The organism is Actinoplanes sp. TBRC 11911 (assembly GCF_012933445.1).
GTDB lineage: Bacteria > Actinomycetota > Actinomycetes > Mycobacteriales > Micromonosporaceae > Actinoplanes.
In genome coordinates this window covers 46,399-63,154 of record NZ_JABBNC010000030.1, presented here as the reverse complement: position 1 = coordinate 63,154, position 16,756 = coordinate 46,399, and the positions used below count along the sequence as shown (strand labels likewise).

Annotated in this window: 12 protein-coding genes and 1 pseudogene; 8 read left to right on the top strand and 5 right to left on the bottom strand. The window is 71.4% G+C overall.

What is annotated here, in order from left to right; translation table 11 throughout:
- Window positions 1-23: 23 nt before the first annotated feature.
- On the bottom strand, window positions 24-395 hold the full coding sequence (locus HH310_RS31540; RefSeq protein ID WP_169179356.1) for a hypothetical protein: 372 nt from the start codon (window positions 393-395) through the stop codon (window positions 24-26).
- Window positions 396-959: 564 nt separating this feature from the next.
- Here HH310_RS31540 and HH310_RS31535 point away from each other — a divergent pair.
- The 3 genes from HH310_RS31535 to HH310_RS31520 all read left to right on the top strand — a co-directional run bounded on the left by HH310_RS31535 (window position 960) and on the right by HH310_RS31520 (window position 5,087).
- On the top strand, window positions 960-3,299 hold the full coding sequence (locus tag HH310_RS31535) for a LamG-like jellyroll fold domain-containing protein (RefSeq protein ID WP_248294617.1): 2,340 nt from the start codon (window positions 960-962) through the stop codon (window positions 3,297-3,299).
- A gap of 118 nt (window positions 3,300-3,417) precedes the next feature.
- Window positions 3,418-4,098 carry a cytidylate kinase family protein gene (locus HH310_RS31525; RefSeq protein WP_169179355.1) on the top strand — a complete coding sequence of 227 codons (681 nt, stop codon included), beginning with the start codon at window positions 3,418-3,420 and terminating at the stop codon, window positions 4,096-4,098.
- 164 nt (window positions 4,099-4,262) lie between these two features.
- Window positions 4,263-5,087 (top strand): alpha/beta fold hydrolase, encoded by an 825-nt coding sequence (locus HH310_RS31520; RefSeq protein WP_169179354.1) that lies wholly within the window; start codon window positions 4,263-4,265, stop codon window positions 5,085-5,087.
- Here the strand turns inward: HH310_RS31520 and HH310_RS31515 are convergent.
- Window positions 5,076-5,927, bottom strand: a complete 852-nt coding sequence (locus HH310_RS31515; RefSeq protein WP_169179410.1) for an AraC family transcriptional regulator — start codon at window positions 5,925-5,927, stop codon at window positions 5,076-5,078. The two genes, HH310_RS31520 and HH310_RS31515, sit on opposite strands and share 12 nt — an antisense overlap.
- A gap of 122 nt (window positions 5,928-6,049) precedes the next feature.
- Here HH310_RS31515 and HH310_RS31510 point away from each other — a divergent pair, with 122 nt between their 5' ends.
- Window positions 6,050-6,661 (top strand): class I SAM-dependent methyltransferase, encoded by a 612-nt coding sequence (locus HH310_RS31510; protein ID WP_169179353.1) that lies wholly within the window; start codon window positions 6,050-6,052, stop codon window positions 6,659-6,661.
- A 41-nt stretch (window positions 6,662-6,702) separates the two neighbouring features.
- On the opposite strand, the gene HH310_RS31505 is transcribed toward HH310_RS31510, so the two are convergent.
- Window positions 6,703-8,904: a bifunctional diguanylate cyclase/phosphodiesterase gene (locus HH310_RS31505; RefSeq protein WP_312034437.1), complete on the bottom strand. Its 2,202-nt coding sequence runs from the start codon at window positions 8,902-8,904 to the stop codon at window positions 6,703-6,705.
- Window positions 8,905-9,009: 105 nt separating this feature from the next.
- On the opposite strand from HH310_RS31505, the gene HH310_RS31500 reads away from it, so the two are divergent.
- Window positions 9,010-9,249: a hypothetical protein gene (locus tag HH310_RS31500; protein WP_169179351.1), complete on the top strand. Its 240-nt coding sequence runs from the start codon at window positions 9,010-9,012 to the stop codon at window positions 9,247-9,249.
- On the opposite strand, the gene HH310_RS45025 is transcribed toward HH310_RS31500, so the two are convergent.
- Window positions 9,242-12,151, bottom strand: a complete 2,910-nt coding sequence (locus tag HH310_RS45025; RefSeq protein ID WP_211192843.1) for a helix-turn-helix transcriptional regulator — start codon at window positions 12,149-12,151, stop codon at window positions 9,242-9,244. The two genes, HH310_RS31500 and HH310_RS45025, sit on opposite strands and share 8 nt — an antisense overlap.
- A gap of 265 nt (window positions 12,152-12,416) precedes the next feature.
- Here HH310_RS45025 and HH310_RS31490 point away from each other — a divergent pair, with 265 nt between their 5' ends.
- Window positions 12,417-13,553: an ATP-grasp domain-containing protein gene (locus HH310_RS31490; protein ID WP_169179349.1), complete on the top strand. Its 1,137-nt coding sequence runs from the start codon at window positions 12,417-12,419 to the stop codon at window positions 13,551-13,553.
- A pseudogene (locus HH310_RS43320) lies at window positions 13,553-14,623 on the top strand (MDR family MFS transporter); the annotation flags it as partial. The gene HH310_RS31490 and the pseudogene HH310_RS43320, both read left to right, overlap by 1 nt.
- Here the strand turns inward: HH310_RS43320 and HH310_RS44310 are convergent.
- Window positions 14,570-15,877 carry an MFS transporter gene (locus HH310_RS44310; protein WP_248294616.1) on the bottom strand — a complete coding sequence of 436 codons (1,308 nt, stop codon included), beginning with the start codon at window positions 15,875-15,877 and terminating at the stop codon, window positions 14,570-14,572. The pseudogene HH310_RS43320 and the gene HH310_RS44310 sit on opposite strands and share 54 nt — an antisense overlap.
- Before the next feature lie 53 nt (window positions 15,878-15,930).
- On the opposite strand from HH310_RS44310, the gene HH310_RS31480 reads away from it, so the two are divergent.
- Complete coding sequence (locus HH310_RS31480; RefSeq protein WP_169179347.1) at window positions 15,931-16,686, top strand: helix-turn-helix domain-containing protein; 756 nt, start codon at window positions 15,931-15,933, stop codon at window positions 16,684-16,686.
- Window positions 16,687-16,756: the final 70 nt, after the last annotated feature.

The window sequence follows — 16,756 nt, the reverse complement described above, 5'->3', positions numbered from 1 at the left end:
CGCCGGTGACGTCAACCACGCGGCTAGGACGTACCAGAGACAATCGACGGCAACTCGTCCAGTGACCTGATCACCGGGACGGATGGCGGTGCCGATACCTCCCCGGCGGCCGGCGCCTCAAGCTCCCGGAGCAGCTCGGCGGACGGCTCGTCGACGCCCAGCACGCGCAGCATCGCCCGGTGGTATTCGGTGCGGTTGGCCGTCGTCGCGCTCGCGTCCAGCACCCGCCGGCCCGCCGCGAACGCCGCGGGGAACAGTTCGACCGGAGTCCCGGGGTGATGCGCCGTGACGATTTCCTCGAAGTCGTACCGCGGATTCCAACGCCCGCCGACCGGCCGTAACAGCACCCCACCCGAATCGAACAAGACACCCCGAACCCGCCTCGTCTCCGTCACGATCGAATGCTACGGGGGGCCAGGTGGTTTCCCGTTCACGCCGCACGTCCTCGACGGCCGGGGTGTCGGCGGGCGGCCTGGAATGACTTTTCATGTCGTCATACGAAAAATCCGGATTTTGTCGGCACGGCTCACTGAGGGGTGTCCGCTCGCCGGTATGCATCGTGCCAGCCCGGGCTCTGCCTGGTATCGGGCGGCATCCCACAATGTGGCGTTCGCGACCACACTCTGAACTTTGCGGCGACCTTGGAGAGTTGTGCCCACATGCGAGCCATAAGTCTCCAAGGTCCGCGTCAAGCCAGGAAAACCAGCCGAACAAAGGCCTAGAAACGGGAGGAAAGGATGTCCATAGTGGAGCAAAATCTCACGTTGTGAACTCGTCGCCACGATGTGGGCGCCGGTCCCGCTCAGCGGACGTTCATCCCACATAATGGACGCGGACGCTCCGGCGCGGGCTGAGGCTGGTCAGCCAGTTGATCATAACGTGTTACCTGGTGTCTGCTCCCCATTGGATCGGCTCTGGGAACCTCCGGTCGCTGAATTTTCGCCCGGAGGGGGAGAGCAATGTCCGTTCATCATGAAGGCGGTGACGCGCGGCAGGCGGGGCAGAGCCGGCGCGGGTTCCTGCGTAACGCGGCGCTGGCCGGTGCGGGAGCCGCCGCCCTGGGCGCGACCGCCGCCACGCCCGCGTTCGCCGATGACGCCGAGCGGTCGTCCGCGCAGAAGGGCAAGTGGAACCCGGACACGACGAGCCGGCAGTTCACGCTGGCCGTCATGCCGGACACGCAGTTTCTGTACTGGGGCAGCCAGCACAGCGTCAACCGCGAGCCGCAGGAGGAGTCGTTCCGCTACATCATCGGCAACGACATCGTCTTCATGTCGCATCTCGGTGACCTGACCGAGGACGCCGACCCGTCCTCGTTCCAGGAGGTCGGCAAGGCGTTCGAGCTGCTGGACGCGCAGGGCGTCGGATACAGCGTGCTGGCCGGCAACCACGACGTGAGCGGCGACGACAGCCGCGGCTCGACCTCGTACCTGCAGACCATGGGGCCGCAGCGGTTCAAGCGCGCGAAGACGTTCGCCGGGTCGGACCCGAGCGGCTACAACACCGCGCACATCTTCCGGGCCGCCGGCCAGGACTGGTTAGTGCTGGCGCTGGACTGGCGGACCACCGACCAGGGCTTCGCGTGGGCCGACAATTTCATCAAGGCGCACCCGAAGCTCCCCGTCATCCTGACGACGCACGAGATCGTCGCCCCGAACTACGGCGACAACGTGTTCCCCTACGTATACGGGGATCCGGAGAACAACGCATCGCTGTCCTCGTACGGGCAAACGGTTTGGAACAAGCTGATCAATGACAACGACCAGATCTTCCTGACCCTCAACGGCCACTACTGGCCGGCCGCGCGGATGACCAGGCAGAACGCCGCCGGCAACGACGTGCACCTGCACCTCACGAACTACCAGAATCGCTACTACGGTGGTGCCGCGATGCTGCGGCTCTACCACTTCGACCTGGACCGCAACATCATCGACGTCGAGACGGTCGCGCCGTGGATCCTGGCCCAGGACCCGGACAAGCGTAACGTGCTCGCCGCCCAGCAGGCGCGGCTCACCACCGCCACCGACGACTTCTCCGTGCCGATCGACTTCGAGCAGCGGTTCGCACGCTTCATCCCGGTCCCGCAGCGGGCGTCCCGGCCGGCCGGCAAGCTGCTGGTGCCGGGCACCCTGGCGTACTGGCGTTTCGACGGCGGCGGCGCGCCCGGCACCCCGGTCACCGCGGACCAGACGATCCGTGACCTGTCCGGGCACGGCAACGACCTGACGCTGGAGTCGGTCGGCGCCGCGGTCCTCGGCAGCCTGCGCGACCAGGTCAGCGCGGTAACCGCGAGCGCCGAGAACGCGCCGAACGAGGTTGCCGTGAACCTCAAGGACGGCAACCCGTCGTCCAAGTGGCTGGTGTTCGACACGACCGGCTCGGTGACCTACCGCATGGCGAAGCCGGTGGTGGCGCGGTCGTACTCGCTGACCTCCGCGAACGACGAACCGGGCCGCGATCCCAAGGATTTCACGCTGCAGGGCTCGGCCGACGGCAACGCGTGGACCGACCTGGACGCGCAGACCGGGCAGAGCTTCAGCGCCCGGCTGGCCACCAACACCTACACCTTCACCAACACGACCGCGTACGCCTATTACCGGCTCGCCATCACCGCGAACTCGGGCGACGCGTTGTTGCAACTCGGCGAATGGGACCTCGGCGACGGGGCGAACCACGCGCTGGTCTGGTCCGCCGACCACCACCCCGACCAGCCGGCGCACGCCAGCCTGACCTTCGCCGGCGGCAAGAACCCGCTGCACGGCGCGTATCTGACGACCGCGGCGAAGGCTGCGCTGAACGCCGAGACGTTCGGCCGCGGGTTCACCATCGAGGCGTTCGTGAAGTTCCCGCTGGACTGGAGTTCCAGCAACAACGCCTGGTCGGCGGTCCTCAGCCGGTGGGGTGAGGCGGGCAAGGCCGGCAAGAGCGGCGCCAACACCGACCTGCAGGAGCCGGTGGCCTCGCTCAGCTTCTCCGACGGCCGCGAACCCCAGTTCAACGTCTACCCGCTGAACCAGAAGAGCCCGACGACCAACTGGGGTCACAGCCTGCCCGAGGACACCTGGTGGCACGTGGCCGTGGTGAACGACGGCCGGCACACCACGCTGTACGTGGAGGGCGCCGAAACCATCGACAACCCGGACACTGTCTCCAACGGCATCGCCACGCTCGGTCTGCAGTGGATGCTGGGCGGCTACGAGTACGGCGGCAAGATCGACCAGATCTTCCACGGCTCGGTCGGTGACGTCCGCATCGTCAACCGTGCGCTGCCCGTCGACCAGTTCATGATCGGCAAGTAGCGCACCGCCGTTCCCGTCTCCGGGGCGAGCCGCCGGAGACGGGATACGGTGGGCGGGTGTTCAACGAGGAGCGCCTGCCGTACGCGGACAAGCTGCGTGAGCACTTCGCAGCGAGCCGATGAGCGTCGTGGGAGGCACGCGCGACGAGCTGCTCGGCGGACTGGCCGATGCGGTCGCGCTCGGCCACCCGGCGCGGGTCGCGGTCGATGGGCCGCCGGCCGCGGGCAAGACCACGCTCGCCGATGAGCTGGCCGCCGTCCTAAGCGCGCGGGGCCGAGACGTCATCCGGGCGTCGATCGACGACTTCCTCTTTCCCCGAGCTCGGCGCTACCGGCGCGGCGAGTACTCGGCCGAGGGCTGCTACTTCGACGCCCACGACTACCACGCGCTGAACCGGGTACTGCTCGATCCGCTCGGTCCGGGCGGGGATCGCCGCTTCCGGCACGCGGTCTACGACCGCACCACGGACAGCGTGGTGTCGCCGCCGGTCACGACCGCACCCGCCGGCGCCGTGCTGGTCTTCGACGGTGTCTTCCTCATGCGCCCGGAACTGATCGATCGGTGGGATCTGCGCGTCTTCGTGTCGACCACCCCCGAGAAGACGGTGGCTCGCGCGGTGACCCGGGAGCGCAGGGTGTCGTCCCGGGCCGACGTCGAGCGACGCTGGCGGGAGCGTTACCTCCCCGCGCAGCAGCTCTACTTCGCGAGGGCCCGCCCGACCGATCACGCCGACTTCATCGTGCACAACGACGAGCCGCGGCAGCCGGTCTGGGAGAGCCGCCTCAGCCCGGGACGATGACCAGGCCGCACCGCCTCGTCCGGCATCTGCCCGACGAGGTGGGTTTGAGCCGATCTAGCTAATCATTGAGTCGCTCGTGTCTTGCCGGATCAGGCAGTCCCTTGAAGGCTGGGGACATGACGTAACGGAGAGCGTCCGGACGCTCACGTCTTCAAGGGGGAGCAGTGCCTTTCATCAACTCGAATGACGGCACCCAGATCTACTACAAGGACTGGGGGTCGGGGCAGCCCATCGTGTTCAGCCACGGCTGGCCGCTGTCATCTGACGACTGGGATCCGCAGATGATGTTCTTCCTGAACCACGGGTACCGCGTCATCGGCGTCGACCGCCGCGGCCACGGGCGGTCCGAGCAGGTCGCCGACGGCCACGACATGGACCACTACGCGGACGACCTGGCCGCCGTGGTCAACCATCTCGACCTGCACGACGCGATCCACGTCGGGCACTCCACCGGCGGCGGCGAGGTGGCCCGATACCTGGGGCGGCACGGCGAGAGCCGGGTGGCGCGGGCGGTGCTGATCAGCGCGGTTCCGCCGATCATGGTGAAGAGCGAGGCCAACCCGGAGGGTACGCCCAAGGAGGTCTTCGACGACTTCCAGGCGAAGCTGGCCGCCAACCGCTCCGGCTTCTACCGAGACATCGCCTCCGGCCCGTTCTACGGCTTCAACGTGCCCGGCGTCGAACCGCAGGAGGCCCTCATCGAGAACTGGTGGCGGCAGGGCATGATGGGCGGCGCGAAGGCGGCGTACGACAGCATCGTGGCCTTCTCGCAGACCGACTTCACCGGTGACCTGCAGAAGATCACCGTGCCGACGCTGGTGATGCACGGCGACAACGACCAGGTCGTGCCGTTCCACGACGCCGGTCCGCTGACCGCCAAGCTGGTGCGGAACGCCACGCTCAAGTCGTACCAGGGGTACCCGCACGGCATGATCACCACGCAGCACGAGGTCATCAACCGGGACCTGCTGGAGTGGCTACGGTCGTGAGGCGGCCGCCGCGCGCCACCGCGCCGGCGTCATCTCGTGGTCGGATCGGAAGCGCCGGATGAAGTAACTCACGTCCGGGTAGCCGACTCGCCGGCTGATCGCCGCCACCGTCAGATCCGTGTCGGTCAGCAGGGCGCGTGCCTCCTGCATCCGGCGCTGTGCCAGCCACTGCTGCACCGTGCGCCCGGTGCGGCGGCGTACGAAAGTGGTGAGATGCCCGGGCGTCAGTGCCAGCGAGACGGCCACATCGGACAGCGAGATGGGCTCGTGATAGCGCTGTTCGATGACGTCGAACACGGCGGCGAGCAGCGGCTCGTCGGCCGAGCGTAACTGGCCGGCCACGTCCGTCGAGAGCCGCGCGACGTCCACCAGCAGCAGCGTCAGGTGGGCGAGCGCGGCCTCGCGGTAACCGTCGCGGCGGCCCTGCAACTCGGCGTCGAGCGCGGCGAACCGGGCGTCCAGCACGGCGGACGCCGGCACGCGCAGCCGCTGCGCCCGGTCGGCCCCGCGCGCGAACGGGAACAACAACGGGTGCGTACGCCACGACGAATACGCCCCGGACCGCACCGCATCGGCCGGGAACCACACCACCCACCCGTCGGTCACGAACTGATCGGTGGCGATGAACGAGATCACCTGCCCGGGCGCGAGGACGAACAGGTCGCCGTCGGCCACCGTCCAGGTCCGCCCGTCGATCAGCACCGTCCCGGCGGCGCGCCGGGCGTAGCACAACACGAGGAAGTCGTGCGCGTGCGCCCCGTGCGGCGGCGACGCGAACGGCAGGCGGCCGGTCGCGACCGGGGCGACGCCGGGCGAAAGGCCGAACGAGACCACCGGCACCTCCGCACCGCGAACCACAGATTGTCGTATCGCGCCCACAAATCCGTCGTTGCCCCCGTGCGGTGTCCGCATGAGGCTGAGCGTACGACCAAATTTCGTCCGATCGACAGCGGGAGCGCATCATGACACAACAGACCGAGCAGCCGTACCTACCGCCGATGGGACGCACGTGGCTGCTGCCCCTCTACGACCCGTTCACCCGGATCACCCGCGTCGGACGCATCCACGAGCAGCTGCTCGACCGGGCCGACCTGCGTGCCGGGCAGCGGGTGCTGGAGATCGGCTGCGGCACCGGCAACGTCCTGACGGCGCTCGCCCGCCGCGGACCGGCCGTCGACGCGACCGGCATCGATCCGGACCAGGGCGCTCTCAAGAGAGCACGGCGCAAGGCCGCGCGCAGGAAACTGCCGATCACCTACCAGCGCGCGTACGCCGGTGCCCTGCCCCTGCCGGACGAGTCGTTCGACCGCGTGCTCTCGTCGCTGATGCTGCACCACCTCGGCGACGACGAGCGGGCCCGGGCGCTGCTCGAGGTGAAGCGGGTGCTGCGCCCGGGCGGGCAGCTGCACGTCGCCGACCTCGTCCACATGCCCGGCCGGGGAAGGGGCCGGCACGGCAGCGCGCGCGACGAGATCCTGGGCGCGCTGCACGACGCGGGCCTGAACGGCGTCGCCGAGACCGGCCGCGGCGCCGGCCACTTCGGCGGAGTCGTCTTCTATTCGGCGGACAGATAGCCGCTGGGCAGAGCGCTCATCGCGCTCGCGGGATGCCGGGGTCAGCTGGCGGCGGCGCGGACCAGCGCGAAGTCCGGGTCGGCGACCGGGCGGCCGAAGTGGTAGCCCTGCAGAAGCCGGTAGCCGCGGCGGGACAGCGCCTCCGCCTGCGCGGCCGTCTCCACGCCCTCCGCCACCGCGTCCAGGCCGAGGCCCGCGCTCACCTGGATGAGCGCCTCGGCGATGACGGCGTGCCGGCCCGCCTCGGTGATCCGGTCGACGAACGACTTGTCGACCTTGAGGATGTCCACCGGCACGGTCTGTAGCAGCCCGAGCGACGAGTGCCCGGTGCCGAAGTCATCGAGAGCGATCCGTACGCCCAGGGCCCGCAACTCGTGCAGCGCGGTGACCGCCTGCCCGCCCTCGAACACCGCCGTCTCGGTGACCTCCACGGCCAGGCAGTGCGCGGGCACCCCGGAGTCGGCGAGCGCGGCCGCGACCGTGTCCGCGAAGCCCGGCCGGGACAGCTGCCGCGCCGACACGTTCACGCTGACCTTGCCCGGTGCCTCGTCGCCCAGCCCGGCGCGCCACCGGGCGAGCCGCGCGCACGCGGTCCGCAGGATCCACTCGCCCAGCTCGACGATCAGCCCGTTCTGCTCGGCGACCGGGATGAAGACCATCGGCGGGACCAGGCCGCGCTCCGGATGCTGCCAGCGGACCAGCGCCTCCACCGCGGCGACCCGCCCGGACGGCACGTCCACGATCGGCTGGTACACCACCCGGAACTGGTCGTCGGCGAGTCCGGCCTGCAGTTCCGCGCCCATCCGGGCCCGCTCGCCGGCGCGTTCGTCCAGGGCCGCGGTCCACCGGCGTACGGGCTCTCCGGTCTGTTTCGCGGCGTGCATCGCCGCCTCCGCCCGCCGCACCATCTCCACCGGATCGGTCTGGTCCCCGGCGCTCTCCGCCACCCCGGCGGCCACCCCGACGAGCAACTCGTGACCGCCGGCCAGCACCGGCTCGCGCAGCGCGGCGACCAGCTCGGCGGGCCGCCGCCCGGCCTGCGCCTCCGGGAACAGCACCGCGAACTCGTCGCCGCCCAGCCGGGCCACCAGCGAGTCCGCCGGGGCGACGCGCTGCAGGCGCCCGGCCATCAGGCGCAGCACCCGGTCGCCGACCGGCCGGCCCAGCTCGTCGTTGACGTTCTTGAAGCCGTTCAGCCCGAGGAACACCACGTGCACCGGGCCGTGCGCGAGCGCGTCGAGCAGGTCCAGGTCGAAGCGGCGGCGGTTGGCCAGCCCGGTCAGGTCGTCCTGCAGCGCCGCCCGGCGCATCGTCGCGGACTGCCGGCGAAGCAAGCTCGCGAACCCGGCCATCCGGGCGATGACCAGCAGGAACAGCACCGCCGAACCGACCGCGACGACGGACCGGTCGAGGCCGTCCATGCCGACCTGGGGCACGAACAGCAGCACCGGGGCGAGCAGCGAGCAGGCGCCGAACAGGGCGAGCCGGCCCCGGCCGACGCCGTTGGCCTCCTCGTCCTCGGCCGGGGCGGCGGGCGAGGGGTGCAGGGCGGCGGCGGCCCAGCACAGGTAGGACAGCTGGAACAGCGCGTCGAGCGGGCGCGGGTCGGTCCCGGCGTGCAGCGTCAGCAGCGAGAAGCCGATGTCGGCGGCCAGCAGCAGCGCGGTGGCGAGGCCGATCAGGAGGGTGCTGGGGGTGCGTTTGGCGGCGTCGGTGAACAGCCGGGCCAGCAGGGCGAGCAGCAGGACGTCGATGGCCGGGTAGGCGGTGCTGATCACGCCGGTGAGCGTGGCCGCGGTCGCGGCGGCCATCGGGTGCAGCACGAACACCCAGAACACCAGGCTCAGCCCGGTCGCCACGATCGCGGCGTCGACGAGCTCGGCCATCTTGCCGCGGCGGCCGCGCACGAGCAGCAGCAGGCCGATCAGCGTGCACGGGTAGGAGGCCAGGTAGAACACGTCCGCGAACGACGGGTAGGCCTCCTTGTCCAGCACGTACTTGTAGTGGTCGTAGAGGATGTCGCCGATGGTGTTGGCGAACATGCCGGCCGCGATCCAATACCACATGCCCGGCCTCGGCAGCCGGTACCGGCGGACCGCGACGAGGATGGCGAGGCCGCTGGCCAGGCCGATACCGCTGTAGATCAGCGTGCCTGCCGTGCTGCCCTCGGGCATGAGGTAGTAGGCGGTGATCGCGAGCACTCCGGCCGCGAGCCACCAGCGCCAGACCTGCACCTTCCCCACACATGTACATCGGCCCACATGCTCGGAAGCTGAGGTCTGACCATAGACCGCGCAAGATCGGATGCAGTAATCTCCGGACGGTTCCGAAGATCGCCGGAGGTGCATGTGACCGCGGAGCGCGTGCGTGACCCCCAGACCGCGGCGGTTCCCCGCCGTTTCCGACGGAGTTCGTATCAGATCGGCGCGGTGCTGTCCCTGATAGCCGCGGTGCAGGCGGTGATCGTGGTGACGGCGGCCGCCGGCGGCGCGTGGCTGTGGGGCGCCGCGGCGGTGCTCGCCGGGCTCGGGGTGACCTGCACCTACAAGTCGATCCCGTTCGGGAGCGTGACGTTCCCGCCTAGGTGAGCACGCCCATGCGGTGCGCGATGGCCGCCGCCTCGGTGCGGCCGGACGCGCCGAGCTTGGCCAGGATGTGCGAGACGTGGGTGCCCGCGGTCTTCTCCGAGATGAACAGCTCCTCGGCGATGCGCCGGTTGCTGTAGCCGGACGCGATCAGCCGCAGCACCGTCGACTCGCGCGGGGTCAGGCCGAGCGACGCCGGCGCTTCGGCGACCCCGGCCCGGCGGGCCAGCGCCTCGATGTCGCGGCTCAGGATCCGCGCCCCGAGCCGGTCCGCTATCCGGCCGGCCGCCGCGAGCTGCTCGGCCGCCTCGCCCCGGCGCCGCTGGGTGTCGAGCAGGGCGCGGGCGAAACCCCGGTGGGCGAGCGTCAGCGCGTACGGGTGTTCCAGCCGCGAGATGGCCTCGACGGCGTCCTGCCAGGAACCCGGGTCATCGTGCCCGGTGGCGCGGGCGAGCTCGGCGTCCAGGAGTTTCGCCAGAGCCAGGTTCACCGGCAGCACGATGGGCAGGCCCGCGGCGGCGGCGCGGACCGCGGCGATGATCGCCGGGGTGCCGGCGTCCGGCGCGTCCGCCTCGATCGCGGCGGCGGCGATCAGCATCGGCAGCGCGTACCGCACCGGCCCGGCGGTCAGCCCGGCGGCGTCGGCACGCCGGAACTCGGCCCGCGCGTCGTCGCGCCGGCCCCGCAGCGCGGCCAGCTCCATCGTGTACTGGGCCAGCGACACGAGCATCTGGGGTTGCAGATCCTGGGCGGCGAGCAGCCGCCGGGCCATCGCCATCTCGGTCTCCGCCGCGGCCGGCTCGCCGCGCAGCATCAGGATGTGCGACCGGCGCGCGGCCACCACGCCGCGCGCCTTGTACGACTGGGCGACCGCCGCCGCCTGGTCCAGCGCCGCGTCCGACTCGGCCCAGCGCCCGAGGGTGAACAGCGAGAGCGACATGTTCGCGTGCACCCACGACTCGGTCTCGGCCAGGCCCAGCGTGCGGCACACCTCGACGCCGTGCCGGGCCGCCCGCACCGCCTCGGCCGAGCGGCCCATCCCCTCCAGAATGGACGGCAGGTTGTGGTTGGCCCGGGCCACCAGCCCGATCGCGCCCAGCTCCTCGGCCCGCTGCCGGACGGCGTACAGCTCGGCCAGGCCGGTGCCGTCGATGTCGGTCTCGGAGTTGAGCCAGGCGCGGGTGATGCGCGCGTTCAGCTCCCGCTCCTCGTCGCCCATCCCGGCGGCGTAGGCGACGGCGCGTTCGGCGGCGGCACGGCTCTCCGGTCCGGGCCGGTGCCGCGCACCCCAGTCGGCGATCTGGACCAGCAGGTCCGCGTGCACCGCCGAGGGCGGCAAACCGGCCACCAGCTCCTGGGCCGTGGCCAGCTCGGTCCAGCCGTCGCCGCGGTTCAGGTCCTGCGTCACCCCGGAGCGCCGGGTCCAGAACCAGGCGGCGCGCAGCGGATCCGCCGCCAGCAGCGGGAGCGCGCCGTCGATCAGGTGCAGCGACCGGTCCAGCTCGCCGCTGCGCCGGGCCGCCACGCTCGCGGCGGCCAGCACATCCACATAGGGCTCGCCGTGCGGGTACGCGTCCGGTTCGCTCAGCGCCGGCAGGTCGTCGCGGGCCGTCGCGGGCACCCGGTCCCACAGCTCCATCACCCAGTGCAGAAAGCTCAGCTGCTCGGCGTAGGCGTAGCGTTTCTCCGCCTCGAGCGACGCGAGGACGCCCATCCGGAGGGCCTTCTCGTTGTCGTGCGCGTGGTACCAGTGCCGGGCGAGCCGGGTCGCCACTTCCTCCGCCCGTACGAGCGTGGGGTCGGCCTCCAGCGCCTCGGCGTACCGGCGGTTGATCAGCGAGCGCTCGCCCGGCAGCAGGCTGTCGCTGACCGCCTCGCGCATCAGCGAATGCCGGAAGTCGTAACCGGACCCGTCGGGGGTGGGCACCAGCACGCGCGCCAGCACCGCGCTGCGCAGCCCCTCGATGAGCCGGTCCTCGGGCAGGTCGGCGGTGGCCTTGAGCAGCGCGTACCCGGCCGTCGAGATGCTCTCCGCGGCGATCCGGACGATGTGCTGGCCGTCCGGCGGCAACGCCTCCACCCGGATCAGCAGCAGCTCACGCAGATCCTCCAGACCCCCCGAGCGTTCCGCGTACGACCGTGCCAGCTCCTCGACGAAGAAAGCGTTGCCGTCCGAGCGTTCGAAAACCTCGTTCAGCAGCGCCGGATCCGGGATGACACCGAGGATGCCGGCGAGCTGCTTGGTGACCTCGACCCGGTTGAGGCGGGCGACCTCCAGCCGGCGCACCGACCGCTGGCGCTCGACCTCGGCGAGCAGCGGCAGCAGCGGATGCCGGCGGTGCACGTCGTCGGACCGGTACGTCGCGATGATCATCAACCGGCCGGTGCGGCGGGTGCGCAGCAGGTAGCCGAGCAGGTTGCGGGTGGACGCGTCGGCCCAGTGCAGATCCTCGATCACCAGCACCACCAGGCGCCGGGACGCGAGCCGTTCCAGGATCCGCGCGGTGAGCTCGAACAGCCGGGCCATGTCGCCGTCGCGGCCGGGGCCCGCGCCGTGCTCGCTCAGGTCCGGGACGATGCGGGCGAGCACCTCCTCCTGGCCCTTGCCCGCCTCGCGGATCTCGTCCGGCAGCAGGCGGGCCAGCGTCCGCAGCGCCTCGGCGAAGGGCGCGAACGGCAGCGCCTCGCCGCCCACCTCGACGCAGCCGCCGACCGCCGCGACGGCCTCGGTGCCCGAGAGTGACCGGAGCAACTCCTCGATCAGCCGGGTCTTGCCCACGCCGGCCTCACCCCGCACGATGACGGCCTGGGGCGTGCCGGCGTCGGCCACCCCGATCGTGCGGGTGAGCTCGGCCAGTTCGGTTTCGCGTCCCACGAAGACGGGGCTGACCGGACTGATTTCCACGCCGCCAAGAATGGCACGTGCGTATTTCCGCACCTCACTCATCGTGAACGGGCGGTGACGGCGAGCCGGGCATCCCGAGATGACCCGGGCGGCACCCGGGTACGGATACGGAATTCTCCCGATGCGGGCGCGGCCCCCTGACGGCCAGCCTGGAACGGCAAATCGCTGGGCAACGGGGGGCTTCGACGTGACCATCGCCGTACTGGAAACACAGAATTTGGGTCTTGCGCGTCTGGTGGACGCCGCGCGTGACCGAGGACACCGGGTGGTGCTTCTCACCTCGGACCGGTCCCGGTACGCGTCCGCGCTGGCCGGGCTCGGCGACGCGCTCGACGTCGTCGATGTCGACACCACCGACGTCGGCCGGGTGGTGGACGTGCTGCGCGGCTATCCGGATCTCGCCGGCCTGGTCCGGATGATGGAGTTCTGGAGCCTGCCCGCGCTCGCCGTCGCCCGCAAGCTCGGGCTGCCGCACGACAGCGTCGACGCGGTCGAGCTGGTGCGCGACAAGGGCCGCCTGCGCCGGCATCTGTTCGAGAACGGGTTCAGCCGGGCGCCGAGCATCCTCATCGACCCGCACCGCGAGTACGGCGAGGAACTGGCCGCGGCGCTGTCCTATCCGGTCATCCTCAAGGACGTGGCGGGCATCTTCAGCGAGAACGTCTGGCTGGTGCGGCACCCGGACGAGCTGCCCGCGGTGCTGACCGCCGCCCGCACGGCAAACCTGCGCGGCCCGGTGCTGACCGCCGAGCCGTACTTCGTCGGCCCGCTCTACAGCGCCGAGACGGTGAGCTGGGACGGCGGGACCCGGGTGCTCGGCGTCACCAGCCGCAAGCTGTCGCCGGAGCCGCACTTCCGGGAGGAGATGGGCAGCTTTCCGGTGTACTTCCCGCCGGAGCGCTACGCCGAGCTGACCCGGTGGATCTCCGCGATCCTCGAGTCGGTGGGCTACCGCGAGGGCATGACGCACACCGAGTTCATCGTGACCACGACCGGCTTCGAGATCGTCGAGATCAACGCGCGCATCGGCGGCGCGACGATCGGCGAGGCCATCAACCGGGCGCTCGGCGTCAACGCGTACTCGGCGTTCGTCGACCTGGCGCTGGGCCGGCGTCCGTCGCTGATGGACGAGGGTCGCGAAGTCCTGCAAGGGGTGGGACAGGTCGCGCTCTACGCGCCGTCCACCGGGGTCTTCGACCGGATCGACGGGATCGAGGCGCTGGCCGGGCACCCCGGCTCGCCCGAGTACTTCGCGGTCGCCACGCCGGGCGCCGCCATCGAGAGCACCATCGATCAGCGCGGCGTGCTGGGGCTGGTGATGGCCACCGGGGAGACTGCCGAACTGGCCATGCACAACGCCATGTCGGCGGCCGGCAAACTGACCGCGAAGATGCGCCCGTGATGCGGATGAGCGGGTTCCCGCCGGGCTACTGGTGGTTGTGGACCAGCACGCTGGTGAACCGGCTCGGCACCTTCGTGGTGCCGTTCCTGACCATCTACCTGACGACCCAGCGGGGCTATTCGGCGGCCGAGGCCGGTCTGGTGGTCGCCGTGTACGGGGTCGGCGCGTCACTCGGTGCGCTGCTCGGGGGCGAGCTCACCGACCGGGCCGGCCGGCGCGTGACGATGACCGGTGCGCAGGTGGCGGCCGCGCTGACCGCGGTCGCCATGGGGGTGGTGACCGGGCCGGTCGCGATCGCGGCGCTGGCCTTCGTGTTCGGTGCGGCGTCGAGCGCGTCGCGGCCGGCCGTCGCCGCGATGCTCGCCGACATCGTGGCGCCCGCCGACCGGGTCCGGGCGTACGCGGTCAATTATTGGGCCATCAACATCGGCTTCGCGGTCTCCGCGGCGATCGCCGGTTTCGTGGCTCGCGAGGGATACATCTGGCTGTTCCTCGGTGACGCCGCGACGACGCTGGTCTGTGCCGCGGTGATGTGGTTCAAGCTGCCGGAGACGCGGGCGCCGCGCCCGGCGGGCCGGGCCCGGGGGAGTGTCGGCCCGGTGCTGCGCGACACCCGGTTCCTGCTGTTCTGCCTGCTCGGCTTCGCCATGTGGATGATGTTCCACCAGGGCAGCAGCAGCCTGCCGGTGGCGATGTCGCGGGAGGGCATCAGCCCCGCCGGGTACGGCCTGGTGATCGCGTTGAACGGCCTGGTCATCGTCGCGCTGCAGATCCCGCTCACCGGGATGCTGCACAGCAACCGCCGCGGGCTGGTGCTGGCGGTGAGCGCGCTGCTGACCGGGGTGGGCTTCGGGGTGACCGGTGTGGCCGGCACGTCGGTGCTGCTCTACGCCGGGTCGGTGGTGCTGTGGACGCTGGGCGAGATGGCGTACAGCCCCGCGGGTGCCGCCTCGGTGGCGGAGATGTCGCGGGGCCACGACCACGGCCGCTATCAGGGCGTGTACGCCTTCGCCACGTCAATGGCCGCGTTCGGCGGACCACTCGTGGGCGGCGTCGTGCTGGACCGCTGGCACGGGCCGTCCCTCTGGTTCGGCTGCGCCGTCCTCGGGCTGGCGGTGGCGGCCGGCTTCCGCGCCCTCGCGCCGAGCCTGGAGAACGTGGCGGTCGCGGGAGGCGAACACCCCGGCGATCATCTGCGGGACGAGCAGGGCGGCCAGCACGACGAGGGGGATCGTCCAGCCGCCGGCCGCGGAGTGCACCGCGCCGATGCCGATCGGGCCGAGCCCGGCCAGCAGGTACCCGATGCCCTGGGCCATGGTGGACAGGTGCGCGGTGTGGTGGGCGTCCGGCGCCCGCCACACGATGTAGGTGAGTGACAGGCTGAGCGCGGCGCCCTGGCCGAGGCCCAGCAGGGTCATCCAGAGGTACGCCCCGGACACCGGCGCCGCGATCAGCCCGGCGTACGCGGCTCCGGTCAGCACGACGGCGACCGCGACCAGCAGCCACGCCGGCCGGAACCGACGCGCGAGAGCCGGCGTGATCAGTGCGGCGGCGACGCCCGGGAAGGCGGAGTAGGACAGCAGCCACCCGGCCATGTGCTCGGACATGCCGTGGTCCTGCAGAAGGGTGGGCACCCAGGTCAGGGTGGTGTAGTAGCCGAGGCTCTGCAGGCCCATGAGCCCGGTCACCGCGAGCGCCACCCGGTCGGTGAGCATCGCCCGGAACGGCGGTCCCGCCTCGGCCCGTGCCCCCGCGGCCGCCCGGCCGGCCCGCCGGAACGACGGCAGCCACACCACGAACGCGACCACGGCCGGGATCGCCCACAATGCCAGGGCGGGACGCCAGTTACCGGTGATCGACGCCAGCGGCACGGTCAGCCCGGCGGCGACGGCCGCGCCGGCGAACAGGGCGGTCGAGTAGAGGCCCAGCATGATGCCGGCGCGGTGCGAGAAGTCGTGCTTGATCGCGGCGGGTAGCACCACGTTGGCGATCGCGATGGCCGCGCCGACGATGACCGTGCCGGCGAACAGGCTGGTCAACCCCGGCGCCCAGCGCAGCGCGATGCCGGCCGCGATGGCCAGCACGCTGACCCCGACCAGGCGGTGCAGGCTCAGGCGCCGCATCAGCGCGGGGGTGAGGAAGGCGAACGCCCCGAAGGCGATCACCGGGATGGTGGTGAGCAGGCTCGCGACCTCGGCCGGCAGGCCCAGCTGATCCCGGATGTCGGCGAGCACCGGGCTCACCGAGGCGACGCCGACGCGGAGGTTGACGGCGATCAGCAGCAGGCCCAGAGCGACCAGACCCAGCTTTTTGTTCTGCGGCATGTCTCCCAACATCCGCGCCGGGCGCCCGAGAACAACTGATATTCTGCAGAGAAATGCCTAAAACCCGCCACGATCCCATGCCGTCCGAGCAGGCCCAGCTGCTCGGCCACGACGAACGTACGCCCGCTCACAGTCACGGCCGCGGCCACCTGGTGTATCCGGCCAGCGGCATGCTGTCGGTGGCCACCTCGGCGGGCTCCTGGATCGCCCCGCCGAACCGGGTGGTGTGGATCCCCGCACACTCGGAGCATCGGCACCGCTCGCACGGCATCTCCGACGTGCGGATCGTCTTCCTCGCGCCGCAGCTCGCGGCGCTGCTCCCGGCGCATCCGGCGGTGCTCGTGATGACGCCGCTGGCGCGCGCCGCCACACTGGCGCTGACCAGCGGCGACGAGCGCCCCGCGGCGGCCCGTTCCCGGCTGCGCCGGGTGGTGATCGACGACCTGGTGGCCGCGCCGGAGCAGCCGCTGCACCTGCCGGAGCCGTCCGACGACCGGTTGCGCGCGGTGACCCACCTGGTCGAGCAGCAGTTGTCGCGGCCCGCGAGCCTCGCCGACCTGGGCCGCCGGGTCGGCGCCGGCGAACGCACGCTGAGCCGGCTGTTCCACGAGGAGACCGGGATGAGCTTCCCGCAGTGGCGCACCCAGCTCCGCATCCACCGCGCGCTGCGGATGCTGGCCGACGGCACCCCGGTGCTGGCGACCGCGACGGCCTGCGGCTGGTCGAACCCGAGCGCGTTCATCGACACGTTCACCGCGCTGGTGGGGCAGACGCCGGGGCGCTATCAGCGGTCCCTGAGCCCGGCCTGACGCCGGGCGGCGGCCTTGAGCGCGGCATGGCTCTCGGCGACGGCTTCGAGCGCGGCATGGCTCTGGGCGG

Coding starts and splice junctions, on each gene's coding strand:
- HH310_RS31535 (WP_248294617.1), top strand. CDS start 960: ATGTCCGTTCATCATGAAGGCGGTGACGCGCGGCAGGCGGGGCAGAGC.
- HH310_RS31525 (WP_169179355.1), top strand. CDS start 3,418: ATGAGCGTCGTGGGAGGCACGCGCGACGAGCTGCTCGGCGGACTGGCC.
- HH310_RS31510 (WP_169179353.1), top strand. CDS start 6,050: ATGACACAACAGACCGAGCAGCCGTACCTACCGCCGATGGGACGCACG.
- HH310_RS31480 (WP_169179347.1), top strand. CDS start 15,931: ATGCCTAAAACCCGCCACGATCCCATGCCGTCCGAGCAGGCCCAGCTG.
- HH310_RS44310 (WP_248294616.1), bottom strand. CDS start 15,877: ATGCCGCAGAACAAAAAGCTGGGTCTGGTCGCTCTGGGCCTGCTGCTG.